The organism is Bartonella sp. M0192 (assembly GCF_016102305.1).
In the GTDB taxonomy this organism is placed as follows: Bacteria; Pseudomonadota; Alphaproteobacteria; order Rhizobiales; family Rhizobiaceae; genus Bartonella; species Bartonella apihabitans.
Window position 1 is genome coordinate 2078397 of record NZ_JACFOU010000001.1, and the last position, 26457, is coordinate 2104853.

The window sequence follows — 26457 nt, forward strand, 5'->3', positions numbered from 1 at the left end:
TCATTGATTTATGGTTTAAAATCATCTTTTGCAAGACAGTCGAAAAGATTGACCGATTAAATCACAACCCATGACATTTTGTGAAACTTAGCGATTGTCAGTTAGTGGAAAGTTTATATAAAATAGCAATTGATTGCCTAGCACGCGTATTTAAGTTTCTTTTCAATCCCGAGGTTCACCATTTTTCGATTTGTCAGCAATGTCTGCGCGCGTTTTTCCCTCATCATGGGAATAACCATGTTGCTTCCTGCCCTTGCAGATTTGCGGGCAGGAAATGGCGACTGGGTTGTCTTTATTCGCTCGGCGGCGACAACAATTGCCTTTGCCACACTGATACTGCTTGCAACCAATGGCGCGAATTGTCGCTTTTCAGCCCGACTCGGATTTCTATTGACTGTCTGCCTATGGGTCACCGGCTGCCTGCTCGGTGCCATGCCGCTTTATTTTTCACGCCTGCCTTTGTCACTTGCGGCTGCCATTTTTGAAGGTGTTTCCGGCATTACCACAACCGGTGCCACAGTTCTGACCGGTCTCGACCGGCTACCGCGCGGCATTCTTTTATGGCGATCGCTTTTATGCTGGATTGGCGGCATCGGGTTTATCGCCTTGGCATTATTGCTTTTGCCCTCGCTCAGAGTGGGCGGCATCCAACTTTTCAATATGGAATCATCAGATCGCGCAGAAAAAGTTCTGCCGCGTGTGAACCAGATTGCCAATGGCATTATCATCGCCTATCTGGGGCTCACACTTTTATGCATGTTGTCCTATTTTGCCGTTGGCATGACAATGTTCGATGCCGTCAATCATGCCATGACGACGATTGCTACAGCCGGTTTTTCAACCCATGATGCCTCGCTCGGCTATTTTTCAAAGACACCTTCGGTGCTGGTCATTGCAACAATTTTCATGTTGCTCGCCTCGCTCCCCTTTATTCTTTATGTCAAACTTGTTCTGCCGGAACGTTCAAGGCGCTTGGCCGACCCGCAAGTGATTGTTTTTCTGGCCATCGTTCTCATTGCAAGTTTTGCACTTGCCATATGGCTGCGCTTCCATTTCGGATTTACGTTCCATCATGCATTTCTTGACGCGATTTTCCATTTTGTATCTGTCATAACAACAACCGGTTATGCCGCCGAGGATTATTTGCTCTGGGGGCCTTTCGCACTTGGACTATTTTTCATCGCCTCTTTCATAGGCGGTTGTGCCGGATCGACTTCCGGTGGCATAAAGATCAACCGGCTTATTATCCTCTGGCGCTTCACGCGGGTAGCCCTGACGCGGCTTCTATCCCCGAACACAGTCGTCAAAGTGCGCTATGGCGGAACCGATATTTCCGGTGACCTTGCCCAGACTGTGTTGCTTTTTTTGAGTCTTTACATGACCTCGCTTGTGATTGGCGCAATGTTGCTTTCCTTCACCGGCCTTGATTTTGTTTCTGCTTTTACCGGCGCATTAACGGCTCTTTCCAATGTCGGACCCGGTTTTGGCGACCGAATTGGGCCGGATGGCAATTTTTCCACAGTCGGAGATGCCGCATTGTGGATTTTGAGCGCTCTTATGTTTGCAGGACGGCTGGAAATTGTTACCGTTATTATTCTATTTACGCCAGCATTCTGGAGAAAATGATTTTATCGCGTGACGTTTTTCCTAACCGGTGATAGACAATCACTCAATCCAACAATAGTGAAGTAAAGCCCAATGCAGATTAAAGCCGATCTTGATTCAATCGATTGGAAAATACTGAAAGAACTCCAAAGCAATGGACGCATGACAAATGTCGAACTTGCTTCGAAAGTCGGCATTTCTGCACCGCCGTGTCTGCGTCGCGTCAGGCGCCTTGAGCAGGATGGCATCATCAAAGGCTATCAGGCTATCCTGAACGGTGCCATGATTGGGCAAGATCTCGTAGCCTTCTGCTTTGTCGGTTTGCACCGCCAGTCCGATGCGGATTTGCGAGGGTTTGCAGCCATGGTCTATCAATGGCCGCTTGTCAGAAAAGCGTGGATGGTGTCAGGAGAATCCGACTTTCTGCTTCACTGCGTGGCACCCGATCTCAAAAGCTTCCAGACCTTTGTTATAGAACAACTAACCGCCGCCTCCAATGTCGGTTCCGTGCGCACTGCTCTCACCATTCGCGTCATCAAAGACGAACCACCACTTATTCTCTAAAAAACACCGATTGGAACGCGGAAAACTTCGCTTTCCTTTTATTAAGCGCTAGATGCCATTCTTCAGGATATTACCCCGTGAAACTCAGCGCAACCAAAGAAATGTCGTTTTATTTTGTGGCGAAAAGTTCCTGATAAACTTCGTCAATCGAGCTTGCTTCTTTATCAAGGGGAAAGTCTTTTTGCACATGCTCCAAGGCTTTTTCGCCCATGGCAATGGTCTTCTCAGGGTCTGCAAGATAAGGCTTTATCGCTTCTGTCAAAACTTTGCCATCGCCAGCAGGAACGACTGTTCCCGTGCCTTCTGTGACAAGCTCCTTGTAAGCACCCGCATCACTTGCCACAACAGCGGTTTTGGAAGCCTGAGCGTCAAGCGGTGTCAGCCCGAAACCTTCGTTTCTCGATGGGGCAACGTAAAGCGTTACGCGCCGGAGTGAGACGCGTTCCAAATTCCCCAAGTTTGATTATTCTTAAAGTTTTACACTTGAATGTGGTTCACGCGTTTTTCAAAATTTTACTTTTACGCCTCTCCATCAATCAAACGATTAAATGAAGAGTTGATAAATTATTTTTACTTAACACCACAAAGTTGTGACTTTCGATGGATTTAAATTGTCTACCGATCCATTGTAAATTATACTTTTTTATCAATATAAGTCTGGAAATAGTTGCAGCCCCTAAAATGTCGAATTTTCTGGTTTATTTGATATAAGTGAAATTATTATGGATCAAAAAAATTATCTATGGCCGCGTTTTTTTGCAAGAATTTTTGATGCATTATTATACATAATTATATTTTTTATGGTTGTTTTAAATATAATTTTCCATACCATAGATATAAATGTTTTTTTACAATTTCTTCCTCATAATTTACCTTTTGCGATGGGATTTTTTATTACTTTTTTTATAGTTTTATTTTATTTATATGTTTTTCTTATTGATTGTTGTATTTATTCTCTATTTGGAAACAATATCGGAAAATCGATTGTAGGATTAAAAATTGTAAATGCTGATACCGGAAATAAATTAACATTAGCTCAATATTCAATCAGGACATTGCGACAAATGTTCTCTGGATTTGGATTAGGTATTCCAATTTTAAATCTAATTACATTCTTTATACAATACAATATTGTATTCAAAAAAGGGCGTGCAAGTTATGATTCCAAATCAAAACTGCATTCTCCTACAGAAAGCGATATATTGAATAAATTTATTCAGAAACCAACTCCAATTTTTAATACTGTCGTATTAGCGATATTAGATTTTTTAGTTCTAAGTTGGTTATTGATACTATTTATATTAGCCACTTATAATTAAAAACGAATAAATTCATTTCGTTTTTCAAGCAAACGCTTCGGCTTAATGCTATCTAGAATTGTTATATTATGAGGGTTTTGAGATTCCACAAATAAAAGCGAAGCCATAAAACTTTTCTATCTTGCTGCCCAGCAAGGTCATATTGATGCTAAAAATTTCCTCAAACAGGCATATTGATAAATTTTACAACTTCATCAAACGGCTGATTTTTCCTATTCGCAAATGTTGCATTGAAGCTTTTAACTTTTTCACCCTTTAAACAATCAATCGTTTTCAGTTTTATGCTGAAAAATATCGGAACAAATACGATAATCCGTGTACCCGTTATATATTCATCAAATACCGAATATTTATCAATCTAACGCGTCAAACGTGGTGCGTTTCCTGTACCGATGCTCTTCAACAGGAATGACGTGGTCATTGCGCATGATCTGTTTGCTTTTAAAATGTCATATCTTCCAATTAAAAACCGTATCCGTCTGGCAATCGGATTTGCTGGCTTCAACCTTAAAATTTTATAAGTGAATTGCAATGGCAAGCAATTCAATCAGGCGTCTTCACTTTTTTGTTCTTTCGGGCCTCTACGAATTGAAGCTATAGAGCCTGCTCTCGTTCTATGAGGCGACAAGACCGCCAACAGACTTCACTAGAAAAAAATGGCGAGTCATTTGCTTTTAAACAGTTCCTGATAAACTTCGTCAATCGAGCTTGCTTCTTTATCGAGTGGAAAGTCTTTTTGCACATGCTCCAAGGCTTTTTCGCCCATGGCAATAGTCTTTTCAGGGTCTTCCAGATAGGGTTTTATCGCGTCTGTCAATGCTCTGCCATTGCCAGCGGGAACGACTGTTCCTGTGCCTTCTGTGACAAGTTCCTTGTAAGCACCCGCATCACTTGCCACAACAGCGGTTTTGGAAGCCATAGCTTCAAGCGGTGTAAGCCCGAAACCTTCGTTTCTCGATGGGGCAACGTAAAGCGTTACGCGACGATACCAGACGCGTATATCATCAACCTCGCCTAGAATGAGAATGCGCTTTTGAAGACCGGCAGTAGCAATTTTACGTTCCAGTTCTTTTTCAAAATCTTTGTGTTCGGCAGTGGTGCGGCCGGTAATAATGGCTGTCCAGTCAGGATAATGCGGCAATAATTCAATCATCGCATCGACAAAAAGATCGGTTCCCTTCTGGTGGCGAACCCGCCCGAAACAACCGACCGCATATTTGCCGGGAAGTTTTGTCGATTGGAATGTATCTTCAAATGTTGCAGGCGGGGTAAACCGGTCAAGGTCTATGCCATGCATGATAACCCGATAGGGCACCTCAAGAAACGAGCCGGAACGGGCACTTGTTGCAATAACCCTGTCCATTCTTCTGATAAGCCAATTGGTAAAAGGCTTATGATGGCGCTGCGCGGCAGAGGTAAAAATAAGCTTCAGCTTCATGCGCAAGAGGTCACGCAGAAGAATACCCGCCACCATTTCGACATTGCGCCGCGCATGCCAGATACGAAACGGTTTACCCTCTGGCCGTTTCCAGAGTTTCAACAAGCTTGGATAGCCGAGCGAGGGCAAATTATCCGGCAATCCCGGTCCGATGGTGGATATGCGTATGCCTTTTTTACGTTGCAACGGAATGAGTTGCACAATTGTCGATGTCACACCCGACAAACGTTTTTTGAAATTGGGCGCAATAACGTCCGTTTCATCAATCGACACACGCATAGAACAACCGATCAGATAAACTCGATGGATAAAATCTCGTAAGAGCGTGAACCGCCCGGTGCATTCACTTCGATAGAATCGCCCTTTTCCTTGCCGATCAAAGCACGGGCAATCGGCGAAGATATAGAGATTTTGCCCAATTTTACTTCGGCTTCCTGTTCACCGACAATCTGATAGGTTTTTTCCTCTTCGGTGTCTTCGTCAATCAACTTGACGGTAGCACCGAATTTGACTTTGTCTCCGGTGAGTTTGGAAACGTCGATCACTTCGGCACAGGTAACATAGTCTTCAAGTTCGGCAATACGACCTTCATTATGACTTTGGGCTTCTTTGGCAGCATGATATTCGGCGTTTTCCGAAAGATCGCCATGGCCCCTCGCTTCGGCGATTGCTTCAATGATACGGGGGCGTTCTTCGTGTTGACGCCAGTGAAGCTCTTTTTTCAACTTTTCATAGCTTCCGGTCGTCATCGGATATTTTTCCATAATCGTATCCTTTCCTTCCCGCGTTTTTGCGTCGAAAACAAAAAGAAACGGCCTCCGGAACTCCTCCCGGAACCCGTCTCTAAACTTTTAGCCTTCTATTATATAGCATAGGAAAAAGATTTTTCATCCAAAAATTTGTTTTGCTGCCACCTGTAAAAATTTGCTTTTCCTACCCAAATTAAAAACGGGTAACGAAAGTATCGGAAATATAATTTTCTTAACAAAACTTGATTGTGAATTAATTTGTAACACTTCCGCTCTGCTGCAATTTAGCTTAATTTGTCAACCAATAGTCGGTGAGGATAACTCCAAGACAAATATTCCCCCTAAACTTGAGGGCAAAATGAAGAAAACACTCGGTTCCTTGCTGTTTGGTACGTTTTTATTGACGACACAGTCAGCATTGGCATTGGACGCTCTGGTAACTGCCCCGTTGAATTTCAGAGATGGTCCAAGCACAGCCTTTGCCATTCGTGGCACTATTCCCTCCGGTTCAATAGTCGGTGTGCGAGGGTGTTCCGGCAATTGGTGCCAAATCAATTATGGCCCTCGTATCGGTTGGGCTTCGGCTACCTATCTTGCTTTTCGCGATGGTAGAGCTGTTTATGACAGCTATAATCGCCCCTCTTATCCGTCATATTCTTCTCCGACATATAATGTGATTATCGGTGACGGTTATTATTATGATGATGACTGGTATTATCGTCGTTATCATCGTCGTCGTCATTGGCATGATGGCCATCGGCCACCTCCGCCGCCGCCATTGAGGCCGGGACCGGGCTATCCTCCTCCGCCTCCTCCGCATGGAAGACCGGGGCTGCCGCCGCCATTGAGGCCGGGGCCGGGCTATCCTCCTCCTTCCCATGGAAGACCGGGGCTGCCGCCGCCATTGAGGCCCGGTCCGGGCTATCCTCCACCTTCCCATGGAAGACCGGATAGGCCACCGTCACATGCCAGTGAGGGATTGCCGCCACCATATAGACCGGAGCCGAGCGCTCCTCCGTCACCTCCTCCTGCGCCTGAAAGACCGGCTGAACCGCCGTCTCATGCGGGTGGCGGACTGCCGCCTCCTTATACCGGTCCGGATAAGTGACCGCGCGAGCGTGTTTTCCAAGAAATATCCTTCCGGTCGCGTAGCCGATACGCGGCCGGTTTTTATATGTTTTAACAATAGTTTCCGCTATTTTCAGAAATATCGGCCGCATTTTTTTGCGTTCGGGACTGCCCGCTTTTCACTCTTCGCACCGACAATTTTTTAAATCTCAATCAGCGCATGAAAAAGAAATCTGAAAGAAAACCCAATGTACAATCCCGTTTGAACCGGAACATCATTCCATGAACTGAACTCAAAAATTTTTATCATAACTGACATATCGGCTTTCATGTCTGATCAGTGGCATTTGCATAGCATTCCGTCAGTTTTAACGCTTTAATCGAGCGGGAAATTCTTGCCTTTATGAATATCGGTAGTGATTACTTTTCTCAAATTATTGGATAGTCACCCCTCGCCCGAGCCTTGGCTCAGTTCCGGACAAAAGTGAACTCCTGTCAAAAATTTTCGAAAAGCAATTTCCAAGATCATTTTCAGGCAATAATCCGGCAACGAGCCCATGAACCACACGAAAAGCCCGACCAAAAACGATAATCCCGACTAAAGACGATAATATTGTACAAATTGACAACAAACGATAGTGTATAAACTGCCAACAAACTTCGCCTCGTCTCTTTTATTTTTTTGTTGAATTACCATATTGACTTATCATGACGTCATCAGCCAAAAATCAACAGTCCACGGAAGTAAAAAAACCGGCCAGAAAAACTCGGCAAACAACAGGCAAATCTGCCGAAGCCGGGTCGATTGCCGATTGGGCTGCAGATATTGAAAAGGCAGCCGTAAAGCCTGTCAAAAAACCGGTAAAAGTCAAAAAAGCATCGACAAAGGGAACGCGCACATCGCGCGGGACATCCATTGGCGGCAAAGCAACTGCCAAACAGCGTGCTGCCGCCGGTCTTAATCCTGTAGCGGGACTTGACGTCGGGCTTGAAGACGCGTCAAAAATTTCCACCGGCGGTGCAACTGCGACTGTCGAGGCATTATCCAAGCTCATTTCTTCGGGCAATCCGCTGTTTAAAAATGGCAAATTGTGGACACCACATCGTCCTGTCCGTCCGGAAAAGTCGGAAGGCGGAATTCCGTTCAAAATGGAAACGCCATTTCTTCCCTCCGGTGACCAACCGACTGCAATCAAAGACCTTGTGGAAGGTATCAAAAATGGCGACCGCACACAGGTTCTCCTTGGCGTGACCGGCTCGGGTAAAACTTATACAATGGCGAAAGTCATCGAGGAAACCCAACGCCCTGCCCTTATTCTTGCACCGAACAAAACTTTGGCTGCACAGCTTTATGGCGAGTTCAAGAATTTCTTTCCGCATAATGCGGTCGAATATTTCGTTTCCTATTATGATTATTATCAGCCGGAAGCCTATGTGCCACGCTCCGACACCTATATAGAAAAAGAATCGTCGATCAATGAACAGATCGACCGGATGCGCCATGCTGCAACCCGTGCGGTTCTTGAGCGTGATGATGTTATTATCGTCGCTTCTGTTTCCTGCATTTACGGTATCGGTTCGGTTGAAACCTATACGGCAATGACGTTCCAGATGCAGGTAGGCGACCATCTCGATCAGCGCCAGCTTCTTGCTGATCTTGTTGCCCAGCAATATCGCCGGCAGGACATCAATTTCGTGCGCGGCTCGTTTCGCGTAAGAGGCGACACAATCGAAATATTCCCTGCCCACCTGGAAGATCGTGCATGGAGGATTTCCTTGTTCGGTGACGAGATTGACGCAATTACCGAATTCGACCCGCTGACGGGGCAAAAAACCGGTGATTTGAAATCGGTTAAAATTTACGCCAATTCCCACTATGTCACGCCGCGCCCGACACTTAATCAGGCCATCAAATCCATAAAAGTAGAGCTTCGTGACCGTTTGGCCGAATTGAACAAGGCAGGGCGGCTTCTCGAAGCCCAAAGGCTGGAGCAGCGTACCACATTCGATCTTGAAATGTTGGAAGCAACCGGAAGCTGTGCCGGCATTGAAAATTATTCGCGTTATTTGACAGGTCGCCAACCGGGTGAACCGCCGCCGACCATGTTCGAATATATTCCTGATAATGCCATTATCTTTACCGATGAAAGCCATGTCACCATTCCGCAAATCGGCGGTATGTATCGCGGTGACTTCCGTCGTAAAGCTACATTGGCAGAATATGGTTTCAGGCTTCCTTCCTGCATGGATAACCGTCCTTTGCGTTTCGAGGAATGGGACGCCATGCGCCCGCAAACCATTGCGGTATCGGCAACGCCGGGAGCTTGGGAAATGGAACAGGCCGGCGGTGTTTTTGCAGAACAGGTCATTCGCCCGACAGGCTTGATAGACCCGCCGGTTGAAGTGCGCCCTGCCCGCAATCAGGTTGACGATGTGCTTGGTGAAATCCGCAAAACCACCGAACAAGGCTATCGCAGTCTGGTGACAGTTCTCACCAAACGTATGGCGGAAGATTTGACCGAATATCTCCACGAACAGGGTATCCGCGTTCGCTATATGCATTCGGATATTGATACATTGGAAAGAATCGAGATTATCCGCGATTTGCGTTTGGGCGCATTCGATGTGCTTGTGGGCATCAACCTTCTGCGCGAAGGGCTTGATATTCCCGAATGCGGATTTGTTGCCATTCTTGACGCCGACAAGGAAGGATTTTTGCGTTCGGAAACGTCGCTTATCCAGACAATCGGTCGTGCTGCAAGAAATGTCGATGGTCGTGTTATCCTTTATGCCGATAACAAAACCGGCTCTATGGAAAGAGCATTGGCTGAAACCGAACGCCGCCGCGAAAAACAGCAGGCTTATAATATCGAGCACCACATCACACCATCAAGCGTGAAGAAGAATATTGCCGATATTCTCGATTCGGTTTACGAGCGCGACCATGTTCGCGCCGATATTTCCGAATTCGCCGAGGCTGGCAATATGGTTGGTAACAACCTTGCTGCCCATATCGAACATCTGGAAAAATTGATGCGCGACGCGGCCGCCGATCTCGATTTCGAGGAAGCGGCAAAATTGCGCGACGAGATCAAGCGCTTGCAGCAGACAGAGCTTGCCATTTCCGATGATCCGCTCACACGCAATGTCGAAAAGACCATTGAAAGTGGCGAACTGGCACGCGACAAAGCCAGCAAAAAGGGGCTCTTTGCCAAACCCGACCTTGACCATATGGGACCGAATATGGACGTAGGCATTCTCCAAACGAACCCGAAAAGCGGAAAATTCAGAAAAAATACACTTGATGAAATGACGGTGAAACGCACTGAAGTCCCACTCGGCGAAAGTGCAAAACCGATCAAACGCGAGCGTATCGGACTGGGCTCTTTTGAAGACCCTGTAGAAGTCGCGCGCAAACGCCGCCGTCCCGGAAAAACCGGAAGACCCGGTCGTTAAAGCATATCTACAGCATGTGATCGGGGCTTCATTGTGGTACGGGCAACATGTGATAAAGACGTCATATGATACGGTGGCATAAGTGCATCATGTGATACGCTGTCATAAGGGCATCATGTGAAGTCTGCTCACCGTTTCAGTCTACTATGAAACGGGGGGCCTTCTCAACCACATGCGATTTTATCGGTCCCGCTGCCGCAGGGGGGAGATTCTCCCACATTTTTAGCAATATTTATTCGGCTGCCAATCGGCATTATTGCAATCTAGCCCCATCATTCAAATGCTTCCTCAACCTTCCGATGTAGCCCGCATTATTGCGATGCAGTTCACTTTATTGCGATACGGGCCGCGCCGGATAAAATGAATAGCGAGCTATTTTCATAACAAAATTCAAAACAAACCGATAAAACGTGTTTTATAGAAAGAAAGAGAGGTTTTTTGGAATAAAAAAGTCCTTTTTATAAAATTCAAGACGAATACTTATTCCGACAAGATGATATTCAAAAAAATTGTCTCCGAAGACCAGAAAGCACATCATATTTTTTGTATCGCATTGTTTTCGTTGTGTTTTTCTTATCTATATAAAATGTCATCATTTTCCATATATTGCTGTCAATCTCCCGTTAAAGCAATCTTTGTCTGACCAAAAAAATACGATATGACATTTTTTCCATAAAAAATAACAACCCTTTATAACTTCAAAAAAACAGCAATTTTCCGGCGTAAAACTCAAGAAAAAGAGGGTGTAAAAAGGTTGTTCCTTAACCGGATCCTGCTCTTGTCGGACATGTTATTGAACTTGTTCCACAAAAAACTTTCAATCGGTTTATACAACAGTTACACTTTCAATTTTCAGCATTTAAAAGAATAAATTTATAAAAACACTTGCAAAATTCAAGAAATTAATCCAATCTATATAGGTTCGGGCATTTTACGAACATTGGAAGACTATTAACAGGCGTGCCAAGACCGCTATAAGTTTTGGGCTGGTAACAATGCGACATCCGGTTTTAACCGGTGCCGTGAACCATTGAAAAATGGAATTTATTGGCTGATGCTGTGTTGTAACCGGTAAATAGAGTGCTTTCCAGACTTCAAGAACTGCCTGCATGGTGCCGTTTGCGCATGGTGCGTGGAGCGGTGTTTATTATTAGACCTGTTGTTACAGGTAACTGAATGAGGAAACATTCTATGGCACAGACCGGGGAAGTAAAGTTTTTTAACAACGACAAAGGTTTCGGTTTTATCAAGCCGGATGATGGTGGCGCAGACATTTTCGTGCACATCTCTGCTGTTCAGGCTTCAGGCCTGACAGGGCTTACCGATGCTCAGAAAGTATCTTTTGATACCGAACCTGACCGTCGTGGCAAGGGCCCTAAGGCCGTGAATATCACAATCATCGGCTAAGTTTTATTGGTCAAGTTTTATCGGCCGGATTTAAGCCGGTTGGTTTTTTGAAGCCGGGTTTTATAACCCGGTTTTTTTTGCTCATGACTTGTAACAAAAAAATATAAATTGTGATGGAAAAAAAGAATGAATATTTTATTTACCATAAGAAAGTCATAAGCTTCGTTCAGGCTGTGTTCAGAAAATCAGCGATAGAATTGTTTTCATGAAGCGAATTCAAAGGAGTTCAACCATGAAGAATTTTGCAAAATTGGCAATGCTTTCTGCCGTTTCGGCAGTGATGGTTGTGGCCCCGCTTGCCGGTGCATCGGCTCACGATCATTATTGGCATGGTCCGGGATATTGGGATGGCCCGCGTTATTGGGATCATCACCATCATCATCACGGCCATGGAGATGCTGTCGCTGCCGGTGTCGTCGGCCTTGCAGCCGGTGCGCTAATTGGCAGCGCCTTGTCACAACCCTCACAGCCTCAGGTCATTTATCAGGCTCCGCCGCCACCGGCCTATTATCCGGCTGCTCCGAGATATTATCAGCCAGCTCGTCCTTACTATCCGCCGGCACCGACTGCCTATAAGCCGGTCTATCAGCCATGGACTCCCGGTTGGCGTAGTTATTGTGCCTCGAAATACCGGTCATTCAATCCGCGTACCGGCACCTATCGTGGCATTGATGGCCTCAACCATTTTTGCAATGCCAACTGATTTGAAGGCATTCATCATTTGAAAAATACCCGGCCGTGTGTCGGGTATTTTTTTAAGGTCAATATATTTCGAGAAAGAGCGCCACCTTGCCTCTCTTTGCACCCAGCAAAGAACAATTGATCAGGATGACGCAATCGTTTCTGAGGTTGTACCATTTGAAGCGCAGAAGATGATCTACATAGAAAATTAACCGCATCCCTCAGTCTTCCCACTGCCTGCCCATTATCCAGCTGGCCTCAAGCTTTTATTCGCCAGCTCGTCCTTACTATCCGCCCGCTCCTCTTCATTGTCCGTCGGCATGGGCTGCCTATAAGCCGGTCTATCAGCCGTGAAATGCCAGTTGGCGTCGTTACTCAGCCCCGAAATTCCGCTTATTCAATCCACATGACCGTAATTCACGGGGCGCGCGCGCACGAGAGTGCGCGTTATGACTTCAAGCGTTTTTGCAATGTCAACCGATTTGAACGCATTCGTCATTTAAATTATATCCGGCGTTGTACAGTTTATTTTGACGATTTTAAAAATCCGGAGACACTCTCGGTCTTGAAACTCTAAGGATTAACAATATTGGTATTCTGAAAGAGCCATTAAGCAAGATAGGAAGCTTTGGCCGGTGAAAGCTGCGATCGAAAATATCGTAAAAGAAATTATCGTCAATTGGACGTGGAAAAGGAATGGCCATTTGGTCTACCAAATTGACCAACCTTTTATTGGTACCGACAAAACTGCTTCTTTTGCCAATCCGGATTATCAATGAACTGGTTTCCTCTGCTTCTTAAGAGGAATAGAACTGAGGCTTTCGAATGTGCCTGTTACCGATTTGATGTGGCGCGATAGTCTTTCATGCACATGGAATTAAAAGGGCAAAAGCACTAATCGGTAGAAGCTGTTTCAAGACTTTTGGCCACCACCGCCACCCTTCCCACTTTTTCTCGCTCAAATATCTTGTAAAAACGGATTATGGCGCTTTTCTTCTCCGATTGTGCTCATTTCACCGTGCCCGCTGATGAAAGTTACGTCATCGCCCAATGGCAAAACCTTTTCTTTTAGCGAACGGATAAGATCTGGATAGGAACAGAAAGGAAAATCTGTCCTTCCGATCGAATTGTGGAAAAGCACATCGCCAACAAGCGCCAATTTTACTTCCGCATTGAAATAGATAACGTGACCGGGTGCATGACCGGGCGTGTGAAAGACTTCGAATTTATGGCCGCCACAATCAAGAATTTCGCCTTCTTCAAGCCAATGGTCGGGAGTGCAATTTCGAATGCCTGTCATCCGGTAAGAACGGGCTTTTTCAACCAGATTTTCCATCAGCGGTTTATCGGCAATATTGGAACCGATGATAGGAACATTCAAGTTTTCCTTTGCTTCCATTGCTCCACCCGCATGGTCAACATGGCCATGGGTGATCCAGATCGCGCCAACTTTCACACCGGTCTTTTTGATCGCTTCGGCAATAAGCGGCCAATCACCGCCCGGATCGACAAGCACGCCTTCTTTGGTTTCATCATCATAAAGAAGTGTGCAATTTTGCTGGAAAACCGTTACCGGTATGATTGTTGCTTTCAAGTTTCCCATCGGTTTTCCTTCGCTTTTTGTTAAAAAATTTTAGAGAATATATCGACTGTCGATTTATCAATATCAAGAGAGCCAAATCAACAAGCAAAACATCTCGGGCTTCACAAAGGCTTGCGGCTTCAAATTTTATTAAAGTCTATTCTTGTTTCGCGTTCATGCTGAAAACAACCGCTTATTTGATCTATTTTTCTAAATAAATAACCTTTGGTATAGAATGTTTGTTGATTCAGCTTTTTAAAAACAATGAACAGGTTTTTTAAAAAAACATCGCCGATATTTATAAAAAATCGCTTTTGAACAGAAAATTTGTACTCACATATCATTATACGAAATTACCGAACTGTTTTACCGCAAACTATTATTTTTCAAATATTATCCGGTAAGATTGGCAAGCTTGTCATGGTATTGCCTAAAATGAGGCGCAACAAGAAACCGGTTCTCTCGACAGAGGTGGATTCTTCCGATAAACTTGCTTCAATCCGGACATGAGAAAATGACAGAACAGAATACAAAATTATCTGATGACGCTCCCCATCTACTTGTTATAGACGATGACACGCGCATACGCAGTCTTTTGTCACAATATCTTGTCCAGAACGGCTTCCGTGTTTCTGTCGCCGCCAGTGCCGATGAAGCGCGCCGCAAATTGGCCGGACTTGATTTTGATCTCTTGATTGTCGATGTCATGATGCCGGGCGAAAACGGCATTTCGCTCACACGTTCGCTGCGCGAAACAAAAACGGTTCCGATATTGATGCTGACAGCCTTGTCAGAAACCGATAGCCGCATTGACGGGCTCGAAGCGGGAGCCGACGATTATCTGCCAAAACCATTTGATCCCCGTGAACTTCTGTTGCGGGTCAACGCTATTTTGCGCCGTGGCAGTTCCAATGGTCAGCCCAAGATCGAACAATTGGTGTTTGGCCCCTATACATTTTCGATTGCCAAGAAAGAATTGAAAAAATCCGGTGAAGTCATCAAGCTCACAGATCGCGAACAGGATATAATGGTTATCTTTGCCGAACATGCAGGTACAACCATTCCGCGCCATAAACTTGCAACAGGTGAAGGCGAAGTTGGTGAACGCACAATTGATGTCCAGATCAACCGGTTACGCCGGAAGATCGAAAATGATCCGGCCAATCCGGTTTATTTGCAAACAGTCCGTGGCATCGGCTACAAGCTTTCAATCGAATAGGATAATCGGATGGCCGGGCCTATCAACAGTTTTGGCCGTTGGCTGGCAAAAAAAATGCCAAAGCGCCTCTATGCGCGCTCGCTCATTATCATTATTGCCCCGATGGTTCTGTTACAATCGGTTATTGCCTATGTGTTTATGGAACGCCATTGGCAAATGGTGACAGAGCGTCTGTCAACCGCAGTTGTTCGTGATATTTCGGCCATTATCGACATTATCGAAACCTATCCGCAAGACGATAATTACAACAATATTACCCGTATTGCCCAGCAGCGTATGGGGCTCAATATTTCCATTCTTCCACCGGACCCTTTACCTCCTCCGGGGCCTAAGCCTTTCTTTGCCATTCTTGATTATTTCTTGAGTGAAGAAATTACCCGCCAGATCAACCGTCCGTTCTGGATTGACACAGTGGGAGATTCCGACCTTGTCGAAATCCGCATCCGGCTTGATAACCATGTCTTGCGTGTCTTTGCCATGCGCTCGCAAGCTTATGCATCGAATACCGGTATTTTTCTAAGCTGGATGATTGGCACGGCACTTGTTTTGTTGATCATTGCTATTTTCTTTTTGAGAAACCAGATCAAACCGATCCAGCAGCTCGCCACAGCAGCCGACAGTTTCGGGCGCGGCCTGCCTTTGCCGGAAGGCTTCGAGCCGAGAGGAGCTGAAGAAGTGCGCCGTGCCGGAACTGCATTTTTGCGCATGCGCAAAAGAATCGAGCGGCAGATCGAACAACGCACCATGATGCTTTCAGGCGTAAGCCATGATTTGCGCACGATTCTCACCCGCTTCAAATTACAATTGGCTTTGGCAAAAGGAAGTTTCGATACCGCACCTCTCGAACAGGATATTGCCGACATGCAGAATATGCTGGAAGGCTATCTTGCCTTTGCCCGTGGCGAGGGAACCGAAAATGTCGGCGAACTCGATTTGAGCGAATTGATGAAGACCCTTCAAAAAGATGCGGCATTACGCGAGCGCGGTTTTGTTTATCACATAGAGGGGTCTCCTCTCGTACAATTGAAACCGAAAGCCTTTTCAAGGCTTGTCAGCAATCTGGTTTCAAACAGTTTCCGCTATGCCAAAAACGTTGATGTCGCCATTGTTCATGACGACAATGACCTTGTCATCATTATAGATGATGATGGTCCGGGAATTCCTGCCAATATGCGCGAGGAAGTATTCAAACCTTTCTTCCGGCTTGACGAGGCGCGCAATCAGGATGCGAGCGGCACCGGCCTTGGCCTTTCGATTGCTCAGGATATTGCCCGAAGCCATGGCGGCAATATTGTGCTTGATGATAGCCCGACAGGTGGCTTGCGCGTCATTGTTGAAATTCCGCTCTAGCGCCCGATATGAGAAAGAACAGGCATTTCGTTTCGAAACAGTATTGAAGAAAGGCTGATCGTCTTTCGGATGCTGTTTTTACCCTGCACATCTCTTCTTTTCAGAAAGGAAATCATCATGCCAGCTCGTTCCAAAGTCCAGCAGGAAGCAGCCGGAGCAGCCCTTGCAGCCAAACGTGGCAAAAGACCGGTAAGCTCGCTACAAGGCGCTTCCAAAAAAATGGAACAATCCATGACAGAAGAACAACTTGAAGATTTTGCCTCAACCAAGCGCAAGGATTTACCCGACACTATCGGCAAAAAATCAAAAAAATAAAAAACGGTATTTCGCGGTCGCGCCCTTGATAGACGACCCGTCCTGTTTTTCATCTTGAGCGGCTCAAAAAGGCTGTTTGCCCTGTTATCATCATATTGCTTGGTAATAGTATGGCTTATGACCGGTTGTGATCGGAGCATCGGGAATAATCCGTTGCTCTTGCTTTTCTTGCCGGTCTCGCAAGTCTACGTTTTGTCAAAGCATTTATTTATTATCTCTGGTAGTCACACGGGCCGCCTGCCCCCGTCATTCAAAATGACCTGCCAATGACAAATCCCTATCGGTGTGCTGAAAAGACCGGTTTCTCACGCCATTTTTCAGTATTTCTAGAGGAACAACATTATTTTTGAGGAAACAAAGCCCGCCTTTCCTTACGCATAACGGTTATTCCCGATTGCGAAAGCCATCATTTTTCCGGCGTTGATAAAGAAAAGAGCGAGCAACCGTTTTTTTAAACCAAGTACCGACTGGCCTTTTTGGGTAACATACAGTGAATGGTTTTGAGCCATATTGCCATTCATTACCCGATCATAATCATGAAAAAGCGGGGCTCATTCGCCTTACCCGAACAAGCGTGCTGTCGATTTCATCTTCTCGCAGCCAGTCGAGCAATACCGTCGTCAAAGTTCAGTCATTTCTCCCGCGACAGCCGGAGCTTCGATATTCTTTAGAATATACGACCGCCGACAGGAACTTCTTTTGATGGCTCGAGAAGCACGACATCACCGTTTTCATCCGGCAGACCAAGAGTAAGAACTTCCGACATGAAGGGGCCGATCTGGCGCGGTGGAAAATTGACAACACAGAGAACTTCGCGGCCGACGAGCTCGTCGAGTTTATAATGCACGGTTATCTGGGCTGATGAAAGTTTGACACCGATCTCTTTGCCAAAATCGATTTTGAGCTTATAGGCGGGTTTGCGCGCTTCAGGGAAAGCTTTTGCCTCGATAATTTTACCGACACGGATATCGACTTTTAAAAAATCATCAAAATTAATTTCTGCCACCGCAAATACCCCTTTTTATTGTCGGCCCCTTTTTATCGCCGGTCTTTTTTATCGCTGGCACTTTTTGACCAACAGTCAAAAAACCTATCCGATCAGGCATTTCCCTTTGTTTCGAATAAAGCAAATTGTAGTGCATTTTCTGCCGAAAGCGAAGACCACGCCACCATCTGGAAAGCGCTATAATGCGTTTCACAAACATCAAGAGCATTGACAAGCAGGTTTTCCACTTGTGCGTTCGACGGATGCAAGCCACCCGAAAGCAACAATGCCTGCCGGAAGATAACCGAAGAAGAATCTTCCCAGAAATCGAAATGCCCCATGAGCAATTTTTCATTGATTGCCAGAACCAGTTTGCGCAGTTCTTTCTGTCTTTGTTTTGACACGGCAATATCGAATGCACAAGCAAGATGCAGTGCTTCCTGATTTTCTATCCACGAAAAAGCAATATGATAATTTGTCCAATGTCCTTCGACACTGATTGTAATTTCATCCTCGGCTGTTCTCTCGAACGACCAATCATGTCCATTGGCCACCTGTTCAACCAAATCAACAGGATGAAGATCACGTTCCAAGTTGCCTACGGCAAGCCTCATTTCATTCCTCAATTCCAATGCGTTTTCGCATAAAAAACAGCAAAAGCCGCCATCACAGTGTTACCACTGTGTTCCAGTTGCCCGCACGATCCTTTAAATCCTATAAACGCATAAAACACTGACCCATTTGCGTACATAAATCGCGAACTAATCATAACCCCCGATTTCGATCTGTTCGCGAATCATCTTTAGTTTTCAGTGTATTGATCTAAATTGAGAGTGCTAGTCCCCCTGATTCAAAAAGCTGTTCAAGAATAAAAAAACAGGTCGAAAACAAAGTTCCGACCTGTCCTAAGAGACTCTGGATTAAGCATTTTTCTGACTTATTCACAGCCAAGAAAAACTGGGGATTATTTTTTCTTTTCGCTCTCTTTTGGTGAAGACGAAGCTGTTTTTGCCTTCGAAGCGGTCTTATTTTCTTCGTTATCAAGACGTTTTTTCAATTCTTCGACTTCTTCACGTGCTTTGGCTGCCATTTCTTTGACAACTTCGAACTCGTCACGATGAACAAAATCGAATTTATTAAGGACACGTTCCAACTGGGCACGAAAAGCTGTTTCGGCTTCCTGGCGTACACCTTGTGCAGCACCGGCTGCATCGGTCATCATTTTTGCAAGATCATCAAGAACGCGATTGGGTCCATTACTCATTTAGCCTATCCTTTTTTAAAACTGTTTCGAAGCCCATTAGAAATCTAACTCAAGCTAACATATAGAACATTTTTTTAAAATGAGGATAGCCGTTTTCTGGTAGCACCACCTCAAGAGAAAAAATGCGATTAGATCAAGCTCTTTTTACAACGTGAAAACGCTCTATAAGCTTCCTCATTTTTTGCGAACAGCACAGAAACTTCAACAGCTCTCTAACCTGAAGGCGCGCCCCAAGCCGGAAAAAAAGTCCGATAGTTTAAAATTTTCAGCAAAGCTGATACACTTTCATAATCGGAATTGAGACTTGACCGGAACAGGTTCCTCGGTCATCTTCGCTTTTAAAATTTCAGGATATAGTAGTTTGCCATGAATGATCTTCCCCCTTGCCCTGCCATTGCTTTTCCCGATTTTTTGAACCCGATCATTGTTCAAATCGGACCGGTTGCACTGCATTGGTACGGGCTCGGCTATGTCATCGGTATTTTGTTCGCCTGGTGGTATGGCGGATTTCTTCTCCGGAAAAAATCACTCTGGTATAACGACACTCCTCCGATGATCCCGCAATTATTGGGTGATTTTGTAGTCTGGGCGGCTATCGGTGTTGTTGTCGGCGGGCGTCTCGGGCAAGTTTTATTTTGGGACCCGCACTATTATTTCAGCCATCCGGCCGAAATCATCGCCGTCTGGGACGGTGGCATGGCTTTCCATGGCGGGCTGATCGGTACCATTATTGCGATGATCTGGTTTGCCCTAAAACACAAGATCGGTATCTGGACCATGTTTGACACCATTGCTGCCGGCGTGCCTGTTGGTCTCGGTGTGGTGCGCATTTGTAATTTTATCAATCAGGAATTATGGGGCAATGTGACAAATGTTCAATGGGCAATCTGTTTTCCGCGCGATCCCGATTATCTTCCCCGCCACCCGAGCCAGCTTTACGAAGCGCTAATGGAAGGCCTCATATTGTTCATCGTGCTTGCCATTCTGGTTTTTGCATTTAAAGCCTTGCGGAAACCCGGAATTGTTTCAGGCACTTTTATTTTCGGTTATGGCATTGCCCGCATGATTTCCGAAATATTCCGTGTCCCCGGTGAAGATCCTGAATGGTTCAGTCATGTTTTTTCCGGTACCGGTTTCACCTATGGTATGGCCCTGTCGCTTCCCATGGTGCTCTTCGGCCTTTACGCTATTTGGCGGGCTTTCAAACACGCTCCGGAAAACAAAGCCGGACTTCATTCGATAAAAAGCAATGGGTGATCTTAAAACCAAAATTTGCGAATTGATCGCGCTTCAGGGACCAATGCGGGTGAGCACCTTCATGACATTGGCCTTGAGCGACGAACAAAACGGCTATTACAAAAATGCTACTCCCTTCGGCAAAGAAGGTGATTTCATTACCGCACCGGAAATAAGCCAGATGTTTGGCGAGCTTATCGGCATCTGGGTGATTGAAACTTTCAACACGTTGAATAAACCCTCTTCTTTCAGCCTTTGCGAGTTGGGGCCGGGACGCGGCACATTGATGCAGGATTTGTTACGCACAATCAAAAAGCTCTCGGTCGAATGTTTTCAAGCGGCAAATGTTTTGATGGTCGAAACCTCCGACAAGCTCATTCAACAACAGAAACAGGCACTTTCTGCTTATCGCGATAAAATCTATTGGCTCAAGGATGTCGACAAACTCCCCGCCGCCCCGCTTATTCTCGTTGCAAACGAATTTCTTGATGCTTTGCCGATTGACCAGTTCATCAAAATTGACGGTCAATGGCACGAACGGCTTATTGGAACAGACGACAATGATCAGCTAGGCTTTGCTGTTGGCAACAATGTGCTTGATCAAACAGGCTTGCCGAAGAAATATCAGGATTTGCCCGAAGGCTCGGTTCTGGAGCTTTCACCCGCAAGGCTGCAATTTGTGGAACAGGTTTTAAAACATCTCTCCCGCCATCACGGCTCGGCACTTTTTATCGATTACGGCAGCACCGGCCTTCCCTATGGTGACACATTGCAGGCAATTTCCCGTCACGCATTCAGCAATATTTTTGCAAATCCCGGAAAAGATGACCTGACAAGCCATGTCGACTTTTCTTCACTTGAAGTCATTGCTGAACGCCAAGGGATTTTATCAGGTGTCATCACACAAGGCGCCTTTCTAACCGGCATGGGGCTCATTGAACGAGCCGGTCAATTGGGCGCAAACAAAGGTACCGCTGTTCAGGAAAAAATACGCTCAGTAGTGGAAAGATTGGCCGCACCAAACGAAATGGGAACGCTTTTTAAAGTGCTTTGTCTGAGTGACAAAAAAACCGGCCTTCACCGGTTGTTTACTGCCGGCAATACATCCCATAATTGACAAGCCGTTTTGAAAACGCCACGATAAGACAACCAAATATAACGGTCATTCACATGTCACAATTGCCATCGCCGGTTTTTTCACCTTCCCTTAAAGTTTTGGAAAAAGCAGGCATAAACCATGCTTTTTTTACCCGTCAAGGCGGCGTGTCCCACGGGATTTACGAAAGCTTGAACCTTGGTCGCGGCTCCAATGACGACAAAGAAAATGTCGAAAAAAATCGCGCTATTGTTGCCGCCTATATGGGGATAAAACCGGAAAACCTGATTAATCTTTATCAGATCCACTCTCCCCATGCATTGATCATCAACGAGCCGATTAAAGGTGAACGACCACATGCCGATGCCTTGGTCACTAATAAAAAGGGACTCGCTTTGGGGATTTTGACAGCCGATTGCGGACCTGTCCTTTTTGCAGACCCGAAAGCCCGCGTCATTGGTGCTGCACACGCCGGTTGGAGAGGTGCTTTGGCAGGTGTTGTCGAAAATACTGTTGCAGCGATGGAAACACTGGGCGCAAAACGGGCAGATATTGTTGCAACATTGGGACCGTCAATTGGCCCCGAACATTACGAGGTTGGCAAAGAATTTTACGAAACTTTCGTCAATAGTTGTGCCTCATACAAAAAATTCTTTGTTCCGTCAGAACGCTTCGAACATTTCTTCTTCAACCTTTGGGATTTTGTGTTAGCCCGCCTTGATGAGGCCGGTGTCCATGGCGATTGCCTGAAGCTTTGTACCTATGCTGATGAAAAACGTTTTTTTTCCTATCGTCGCAAGACACATTTGAACGAACCCGATTATGGACGGCAGATTTCTGTTATTACCATTTCGTGAATATGTTCGATGTTCTGACAAGGATTTTTGTGAGTGCCAACTGATTTGGCTTTGTTTCATGCTGTTTCTTTAAAGTTGTCTTTGCCCGTTTCAATTTCATAAGGATGTTGAAACCGGCTTGTGACCAATCCGTGAACAAGCTTGATCGCGAAATGATAGGAAAGTTCCCTTTCACATTAAACCTTGAAGCGGAGTTTCATTTTTGAACCTGATAAGACAGACAAACTGCGCCCGCGATAAAACCACAAACAAGCGGGAATCACATTGAGTGAAGAAAAACCGGTACCGGTTTTCGTAAAGTCTTGTGTTTTTTGCAAAGAGAAACACACTTTTTAATCAAGCAAACGCCATGGAGTGTATTAACACACAGTGCATTAAAAAAAGCGCTCATTAAAACATGGCGCATAAAAAAGCCGGTTTGAAAGAATGAAGCAAAACCTGCGGAATTTGCAGTTGGTCAATAATCTGACAGTTATGCACTGAAACTCCGCTTTTTTTCGGAATATTATTTTTTTACCGGTGCAAAAACAAAACATTCAAATAAAAATGGACCGAGTGACAATATGAACTCTTGCAATCTGATAACAAAAAGTTAAAACCGCTCCCAGAAAGTCTGTTTTCTTTAGAGCCAGGGACCAAGCCATGAAACTTTTCTGCGGCAATTCCAACCCACGCCTTGCCGAAGACGTAACCAAATATCTCAACATTCCTATGGGTAAAGCAACGGTAAGACGCTTTGCCGATCAGGAAATTTTTGTCGAACTCCATGAAAATGTTCGCGGTGAGGATGTTTTCCTTATCCAGTCGACATCCTATCCGGCCAATGACCATTTAATGGAACTGCTCATTATGATTGATGCGGTTCGTCGCGCTTCTGCACGCCGCATTACTGCTGTTATTCCTTATTTCGGTTATGCAAGACAAGACCGCAAACCCGGCCCCAGAACACCGATTTCAGCCAAACTTGTTGCCAATCTATTGACTGAAGCCGGCGCAAACCGCGTTTTGACGCTTGATCTTCATGCAGGCCAAATTCAAGGCTTTTTCGATATTCCGACTGATAATCTTTATGCGGTTCCCGTTATTGCACGCGATGTCAAAAACAACTATTCGCTCAAAAATGTCATGGTGGTTTCACCGGATGTCGGCGGTGTTGTTCGCGCCCGCTCACTTGCAAAACGCCTTGATTGCCTGCTTGCCATCGTCGACAAACGCCGCGAGCGCCCCGGTGAATCGGAAGTTATGAATGTGATTGGCGATGTTTCGGGAAAAGATTGTCTTTTGCTTGATGACATTGTCGATTCCGGTGGCACACTTTGCAACGCTGCCGAAGCCCTTTTGAAAAAAGGTGCGAAGAGTGTAACCGCCTATATTACCCACGGTGTTCTTTCAGGCGGCGCTATTGCCCGCATCGCCGGTTCCAAGCTGAAAGAGCTTGTTATCACCAATTCCATCATGCCGACACCGGCTGTTGAACAGGCTCCCAATATTCGCGTTTTGCCTATTTCCGACCTTATCGGCGAGGCTATTTCGCGCACAGCAGCCGAACAATCGGTTTCAAGCCTGTTTGATTAAAAGTTTCATTTGTTAGCGAAAGAAGGCCGCAGAGATTTTGTTTCTGCGGTCTTTTATTATGTAATCGAAGCTTTTATCGAACCGGAGCTGCTGCTGAACCGGATGTTTTGTCGGTCATAAGTTTTTTATGAAACTCGATCTTTCCATGTGAACGTAGATCTTTCGTCACTTTTTGGGCAAATGCGCTTTTATTCGGCTGCATCCCTTTTGTTCTGAAAATCGTCCGGTGCATCGGGGTCGCCCGGCAATGTCTCGAGGCCGAGATCGGGAAAAGCGGCAATGCGTTTGCCGCCGAAATCGGTTCTTACCACCAGAAGCCCGCGTTCTTCAAAATAGGTTAGAAGGTGACGTGCGCGACTCATAGAATGCGTACCATAAAGGCGGGCAAGCGTTGCATCGGAAGGGCATGGTTTGCCACTCACGGCAGCTTCGGCGACATTCAAAAACACACCTTGAATATCATCGGTCAAAGTTTCGGAAAGCGCTAAAGCTTTTTGCCACGTTTCGCTTGAAGCTGTTTCCTCGTCAATAGCGGCTTGTGCTAGTGCAAGTTTGCGCCTGAACTGGGCAAGATCAAGCGGTTCTCCCGGAACACGGTGAATGCGGCAGCGCACCAGAAAATCCTGATAAAGCACTGCAACCGAACGGAAAGAAGCATCTTTATCATCAACAATTTCGCGTAATACCGCATCAAGTTCGGCTTCGCGTTCCTGTTCGTCAATTTCAGGAAAGAGGCTTTGAGCTTCTTGTGGTTCTTCCTGCTTCTGGCGCACCAGCTCTTCCAATATTTCATTGGTCGGTTTGGGCGGTGGCGGAGGTGCGGCGCGCCTTATCGGCATAATCATTTCTTCAGGCGATGGTGTGAAGATCAGGTCTTCCGCATCGACTGGCGCTTCTGGCAAAGGAAGAAGTTTGGGGCTTGTCGAACGGGCAGCTGTTTCCACGGGGCCAATGACCACATGGAGCGGGCGGCGCGACAAAGCCGGACCGAGCGCTACAAAATGCCCGCGTTCAAGATCGCGGAACATTTCCGCCTGACGGCGCTCCATGCCTAAAAGATCGGCAGCACGCGCCATATCAATATCAAGAAATGTCCGCCCCATTAAGAAGTTCGAAGCTTCGGCTGCGACATTTTTTGCAAGTTTCGCAAGGCGCTGGGTGGCAATCACACCGGCAAGTCCACGTTTTCTACCACGACACATGAGATTGGTCATGGCTCCAAGCGAAAGCTTGCGCGCTTCGTCGGAAACATCGCCTGCGGCAGCGGGAGCAAATAATTGTGCTTCGTCCACCACCACCAGAAGCGGATACCAATAATCGCGCTCGGCATCAAAAAGCCCGCCCAGAAAGGCGGCTGCAGCACGCATTTGTTGTTCGGTATCAAGCCCTTCAAGGTTCAAAATAGCAGAAACGCGATGTTGGCGCACACGCGCGGCAATACGTGTCAATTCGACTTCGGTGCGTTGTGCTTCGACAACCACATGGCCGAATTTGTCGGCAAGCGTGACAAAATCCCCTTCCGGATCAATCACACATTGCTGCACCCAATGGGCGCTTTGTTCAAGCAGCCTGCGTAACAAATGCGATTTTCCCGAACCGGAATTGCCTTGCACCAGCAAACGGGTTGCCAATAATTCTTCAAGATCAAGGCTCGCCACTTTCGAGCCGGTCAAGGCGCCACGTTCAAAAATAGTTCCAAGATTGATGTCGACCGTCATTGCCAAGCCATCAATTGCCGAACCGTGAAAAGGCTCCGAGAATAGTAAAATAAAAATATGGTTGATTCTTTTTCCATGATTCCTTTTAGCATTTCCTTGTCAAAAGGTGAAAAAAACGTCATTTTTTCCCACAACTCTTGCAAGCTCGCAATCTTTCCATTATAGCATCCCAATCCACGTCGACACCCTTGGAGGCAGCGTGGAATGGAACGGGGACAGTCTTTGCCCTTATTCCATATTCATGTCCGGAGCTGTTGAACATTCCCCGCATGGATCTCCAATTTTTGAAAAGGACTTAAGCCATGAGCAAAGTTTATACACTCAAGGCCGAAGCACGCGAACGGGTTGGTAAGGGGTCCTCTCGTCACCTTCGCCGCAACGGTCTTGTTCCAGCAGTTATTTACGGCGATAAAAAGCCTGCACTTTCCATTGCCCTTCCCTATAAGGACATTTTTTACAAGATTCACGGTGGTGCATTCTTCACAACGATTGCCTCGATTGAAGTCGGCAACGAGAAGATTGAAGTTTTGCCAACCGATTACCAGCTTGATCCGGTACGTGACTTCCCGATGCATGTCGATTTCTTGCGTGTTACAGAGAAATCGGTTGTTCACGTCAATGTTCCTGTCCACTTCCTCAATGAAGAAGAAGCTCCTGGTATCAAGACCGGCGGCGTTTTGAACATTGTTCGCCACGAAGTCGAACTTGCTGTTCCGGCTCACCATATTCCGGAAGCTATCAAGGTTGACCTTACCGGTTTGGAAGTTGGTGATTCCGTCCACATTTCCGACATCAAATTGCCGGAAGGCGTTACGCCGCTCATCAAGGACCGCGATTTCACCATTGCAACCATTGCAGCTCCTGTTGCATTGCCTGTTGAAGATGAAACACCGGCAACCGATGAAGCCACAGCAGCAACAGAGGAAACACCTGCTGAGACAACTGAAGAAAAAGCTGAATAATTTTTTTAAAA

Annotated in this window: 23 protein-coding genes and 1 pseudogene; 16 read left to right on the forward strand and 8 right to left on the reverse strand. The window is 46.0% G+C overall.

Features of this window, described 5'->3' with window-relative positions; translation table 11 throughout:
* Window positions 1-237: 237 nt before the first annotated feature.
* Both H3S82_RS09080 and H3S82_RS09085 read left to right on the forward strand, forming a co-directional pair.
* Complete coding sequence (locus H3S82_RS09080) at window positions 238-1626, forward strand: TrkH family potassium uptake protein (protein WP_198232780.1); 1389 nt, start codon at window positions 238-240, stop codon at window positions 1624-1626.
* Window positions 1627-1698: 72 nt separating this feature from the next.
* Window positions 1699-2169: an Lrp/AsnC family transcriptional regulator gene (locus H3S82_RS09085; RefSeq protein ID WP_077972104.1), complete on the forward strand. Its 471-nt coding sequence runs from the start codon at window positions 1699-1701 to the stop codon at window positions 2167-2169.
* A gap of 109 nt (window positions 2170-2278) precedes the next feature.
* Here the strand turns inward: H3S82_RS09085 and H3S82_RS09090 are convergent.
* Window positions 2279-2611, reverse strand: a pseudogene (locus H3S82_RS09090) (glycosyltransferase); the annotation flags it as partial.
* Between the two features lie 280 nt (window positions 2612-2891).
* Between H3S82_RS09090 and H3S82_RS09095 the strand changes: the two are divergent.
* Entirely contained in the window at window positions 2892-3488 is a 597-nt protein-coding gene (locus tag H3S82_RS09095) for an RDD family protein (RefSeq protein ID WP_198232782.1), read from the forward strand.
* 664 nt (window positions 3489-4152) lie between these two features.
* Here H3S82_RS09095 and H3S82_RS09100 read toward each other — a convergent pair.
* Both H3S82_RS09100 and greA read right to left on the reverse strand, forming a co-directional pair.
* On the reverse strand, window positions 4153-5217 hold the full coding sequence (locus tag H3S82_RS09100; RefSeq protein ID WP_198232793.1) for a glycosyltransferase family 4 protein: 1065 nt from the start codon (window positions 5215-5217) through the stop codon (window positions 4153-4155).
* Window positions 5217-5690, reverse strand: coding sequence for a transcription elongation factor GreA (gene greA / locus H3S82_RS09105; RefSeq protein ID WP_075868874.1), 474 nt, complete (start codon window positions 5688-5690; stop codon window positions 5217-5219). Before greA ends, H3S82_RS09100 begins: the two co-directional genes overlap by 1 nt.
* A 343-nt stretch (window positions 5691-6033) precedes the next feature.
* Here greA and H3S82_RS11335 point away from each other — a divergent pair, with 343 nt between their 5' ends.
* From H3S82_RS11335 to H3S82_RS09130, 5 genes are all read left to right on the forward strand, one after another.
* On the forward strand, window positions 6034-6783 hold the full coding sequence (locus tag H3S82_RS11335; RefSeq protein ID WP_304504603.1) for an SH3 domain-containing protein: 750 nt from the start codon (window positions 6034-6036) through the stop codon (window positions 6781-6783).
* A 668-nt stretch (window positions 6784-7451) separates the two neighbouring features.
* Entirely contained in the window at window positions 7452-10199 is a 2748-nt protein-coding gene (gene uvrB / locus H3S82_RS09115) for an excinuclease ABC subunit UvrB (RefSeq protein ID WP_198232783.1), read from the forward strand.
* 1191 nt (window positions 10200-11390) lie between these two features.
* Entirely contained in the window at window positions 11391-11606 is a 216-nt protein-coding gene (locus H3S82_RS09120) for a cold-shock protein (RefSeq protein WP_077972136.1), read from the forward strand.
* A gap of 232 nt (window positions 11607-11838) precedes the next feature.
* Window positions 11839-12309, forward strand: a complete 471-nt coding sequence (locus H3S82_RS09125) for a BA14K family protein (RefSeq protein ID WP_198224184.1) — start codon at window positions 11839-11841, stop codon at window positions 12307-12309.
* A gap of 613 nt (window positions 12310-12922) precedes the next feature.
* Window positions 12923-13066, forward strand: a complete 144-nt coding sequence (locus H3S82_RS09130; RefSeq protein WP_198232784.1) for a hypothetical protein — start codon at window positions 12923-12925, stop codon at window positions 13064-13066.
* 179 nt (window positions 13067-13245) lie between these two features.
* Here H3S82_RS09130 and H3S82_RS09135 read toward each other — a convergent pair whose 3' ends face one another.
* Window positions 13246-13890: an MBL fold metallo-hydrolase gene (locus tag H3S82_RS09135; protein ID WP_198232785.1), complete on the reverse strand. Its 645-nt coding sequence runs from the start codon at window positions 13888-13890 to the stop codon at window positions 13246-13248.
* 493 nt (window positions 13891-14383) lie between these two features.
* Here H3S82_RS09135 and H3S82_RS09140 point away from each other — a divergent pair, with 493 nt between their 5' ends.
* The 3 genes from H3S82_RS09140 to H3S82_RS09150 all read left to right on the forward strand — a co-directional run bounded on the left by H3S82_RS09140 (window position 14384) and on the right by H3S82_RS09150 (window position 16753).
* Complete coding sequence (locus H3S82_RS09140; RefSeq protein ID WP_077972139.1) at window positions 14384-15088, forward strand: response regulator; 705 nt, start codon at window positions 14384-14386, stop codon at window positions 15086-15088.
* A gap of 9 nt (window positions 15089-15097) precedes the next feature.
* The gene (locus H3S82_RS09145; protein WP_198232786.1) at window positions 15098-16438 is read left to right on the forward strand and encodes an ATP-binding protein; all 1341 of its coding nucleotides are present in this window, start codon (window positions 15098-15100) and stop codon (window positions 16436-16438) included.
* Window positions 16439-16555: 117 nt separating this feature from the next.
* Entirely contained in the window at window positions 16556-16753 is a 198-nt protein-coding gene (locus H3S82_RS09150) for a DUF3008 family protein (protein WP_198224178.1), read from the forward strand.
* Between the two features lie 667 nt (window positions 16754-17420).
* On the opposite strand, the gene H3S82_RS09155 is transcribed toward H3S82_RS09150, so the two are convergent.
* The 3 genes from H3S82_RS09155 to H3S82_RS09165 all read right to left on the reverse strand — a co-directional run bounded on the left by H3S82_RS09155 (window position 17421) and on the right by H3S82_RS09165 (window position 19002).
* Window positions 17421-17759, reverse strand: a complete 339-nt coding sequence (locus tag H3S82_RS09155; protein WP_077972142.1) for a tRNA-binding protein — start codon at window positions 17757-17759, stop codon at window positions 17421-17423.
* 92 nt (window positions 17760-17851) lie between these two features.
* Window positions 17852-18352 carry a YbjN domain-containing protein gene (locus tag H3S82_RS09160; RefSeq protein ID WP_198224175.1) on the reverse strand — a complete coding sequence of 167 codons (501 nt, stop codon included), beginning with the start codon at window positions 18350-18352 and terminating at the stop codon, window positions 17852-17854.
* 350 nt (window positions 18353-18702) lie between these two features.
* Window positions 18703-19002 (reverse strand): accessory factor UbiK family protein, encoded by a 300-nt coding sequence (locus tag H3S82_RS09165; protein WP_198232787.1) that lies wholly within the window; start codon window positions 19000-19002, stop codon window positions 18703-18705.
* 366 nt (window positions 19003-19368) lie between these two features.
* Between H3S82_RS09165 and lgt the strand changes: the two genes are divergently transcribed.
* The 4 genes from lgt (at window position 19369) to H3S82_RS09185 (ending at window position 23766) form a co-directional block, all read left to right on the forward strand.
* Window positions 19369-20259 carry a prolipoprotein diacylglyceryl transferase gene (lgt, locus tag H3S82_RS09170; protein ID WP_198232788.1) on the forward strand — a complete coding sequence of 297 codons (891 nt, stop codon included), beginning with the start codon at window positions 19369-19371 and terminating at the stop codon, window positions 20257-20259.
* Entirely contained in the window at window positions 20252-21355 is a 1104-nt protein-coding gene (locus H3S82_RS09175; RefSeq protein WP_198232789.1) for a class I SAM-dependent methyltransferase, read from the forward strand. The genes lgt and H3S82_RS09175 overlap by 8 nt, the downstream gene beginning before the upstream one ends.
* Window positions 21352-22191, forward strand: a complete 840-nt coding sequence (gene pgeF / locus H3S82_RS09180; protein ID WP_370541258.1) for a peptidoglycan editing factor PgeF — start codon at window positions 21352-21354, stop codon at window positions 22189-22191. The genes H3S82_RS09175 and pgeF overlap by 4 nt, the downstream gene beginning before the upstream one ends.
* Before the next feature lie 642 nt (window positions 22192-22833).
* The gene (locus H3S82_RS09185) at window positions 22834-23766 is read left to right on the forward strand and encodes a ribose-phosphate pyrophosphokinase (RefSeq protein ID WP_077972152.1); all 933 of its coding nucleotides are present in this window, start codon (window positions 22834-22836) and stop codon (window positions 23764-23766) included.
* Between the two features lie 188 nt (window positions 23767-23954).
* Here the strand turns inward: H3S82_RS09185 and H3S82_RS09190 are convergent, their stop codons facing one another.
* Window positions 23955-25484 (reverse strand): ATP-binding protein, encoded by a 1530-nt coding sequence (locus H3S82_RS09190; RefSeq protein ID WP_077972153.1) that lies wholly within the window; start codon window positions 25482-25484, stop codon window positions 23955-23957.
* Between the two features lie 302 nt (window positions 25485-25786).
* Between H3S82_RS09190 and H3S82_RS09195 the strand changes: the two genes are divergently transcribed.
* On the forward strand, window positions 25787-26446 hold the full coding sequence (locus H3S82_RS09195; RefSeq protein WP_077972154.1) for a 50S ribosomal protein L25/general stress protein Ctc: 660 nt from the start codon (window positions 25787-25789) through the stop codon (window positions 26444-26446).
* Window positions 26447-26457: the final 11 nt, after the last annotated feature.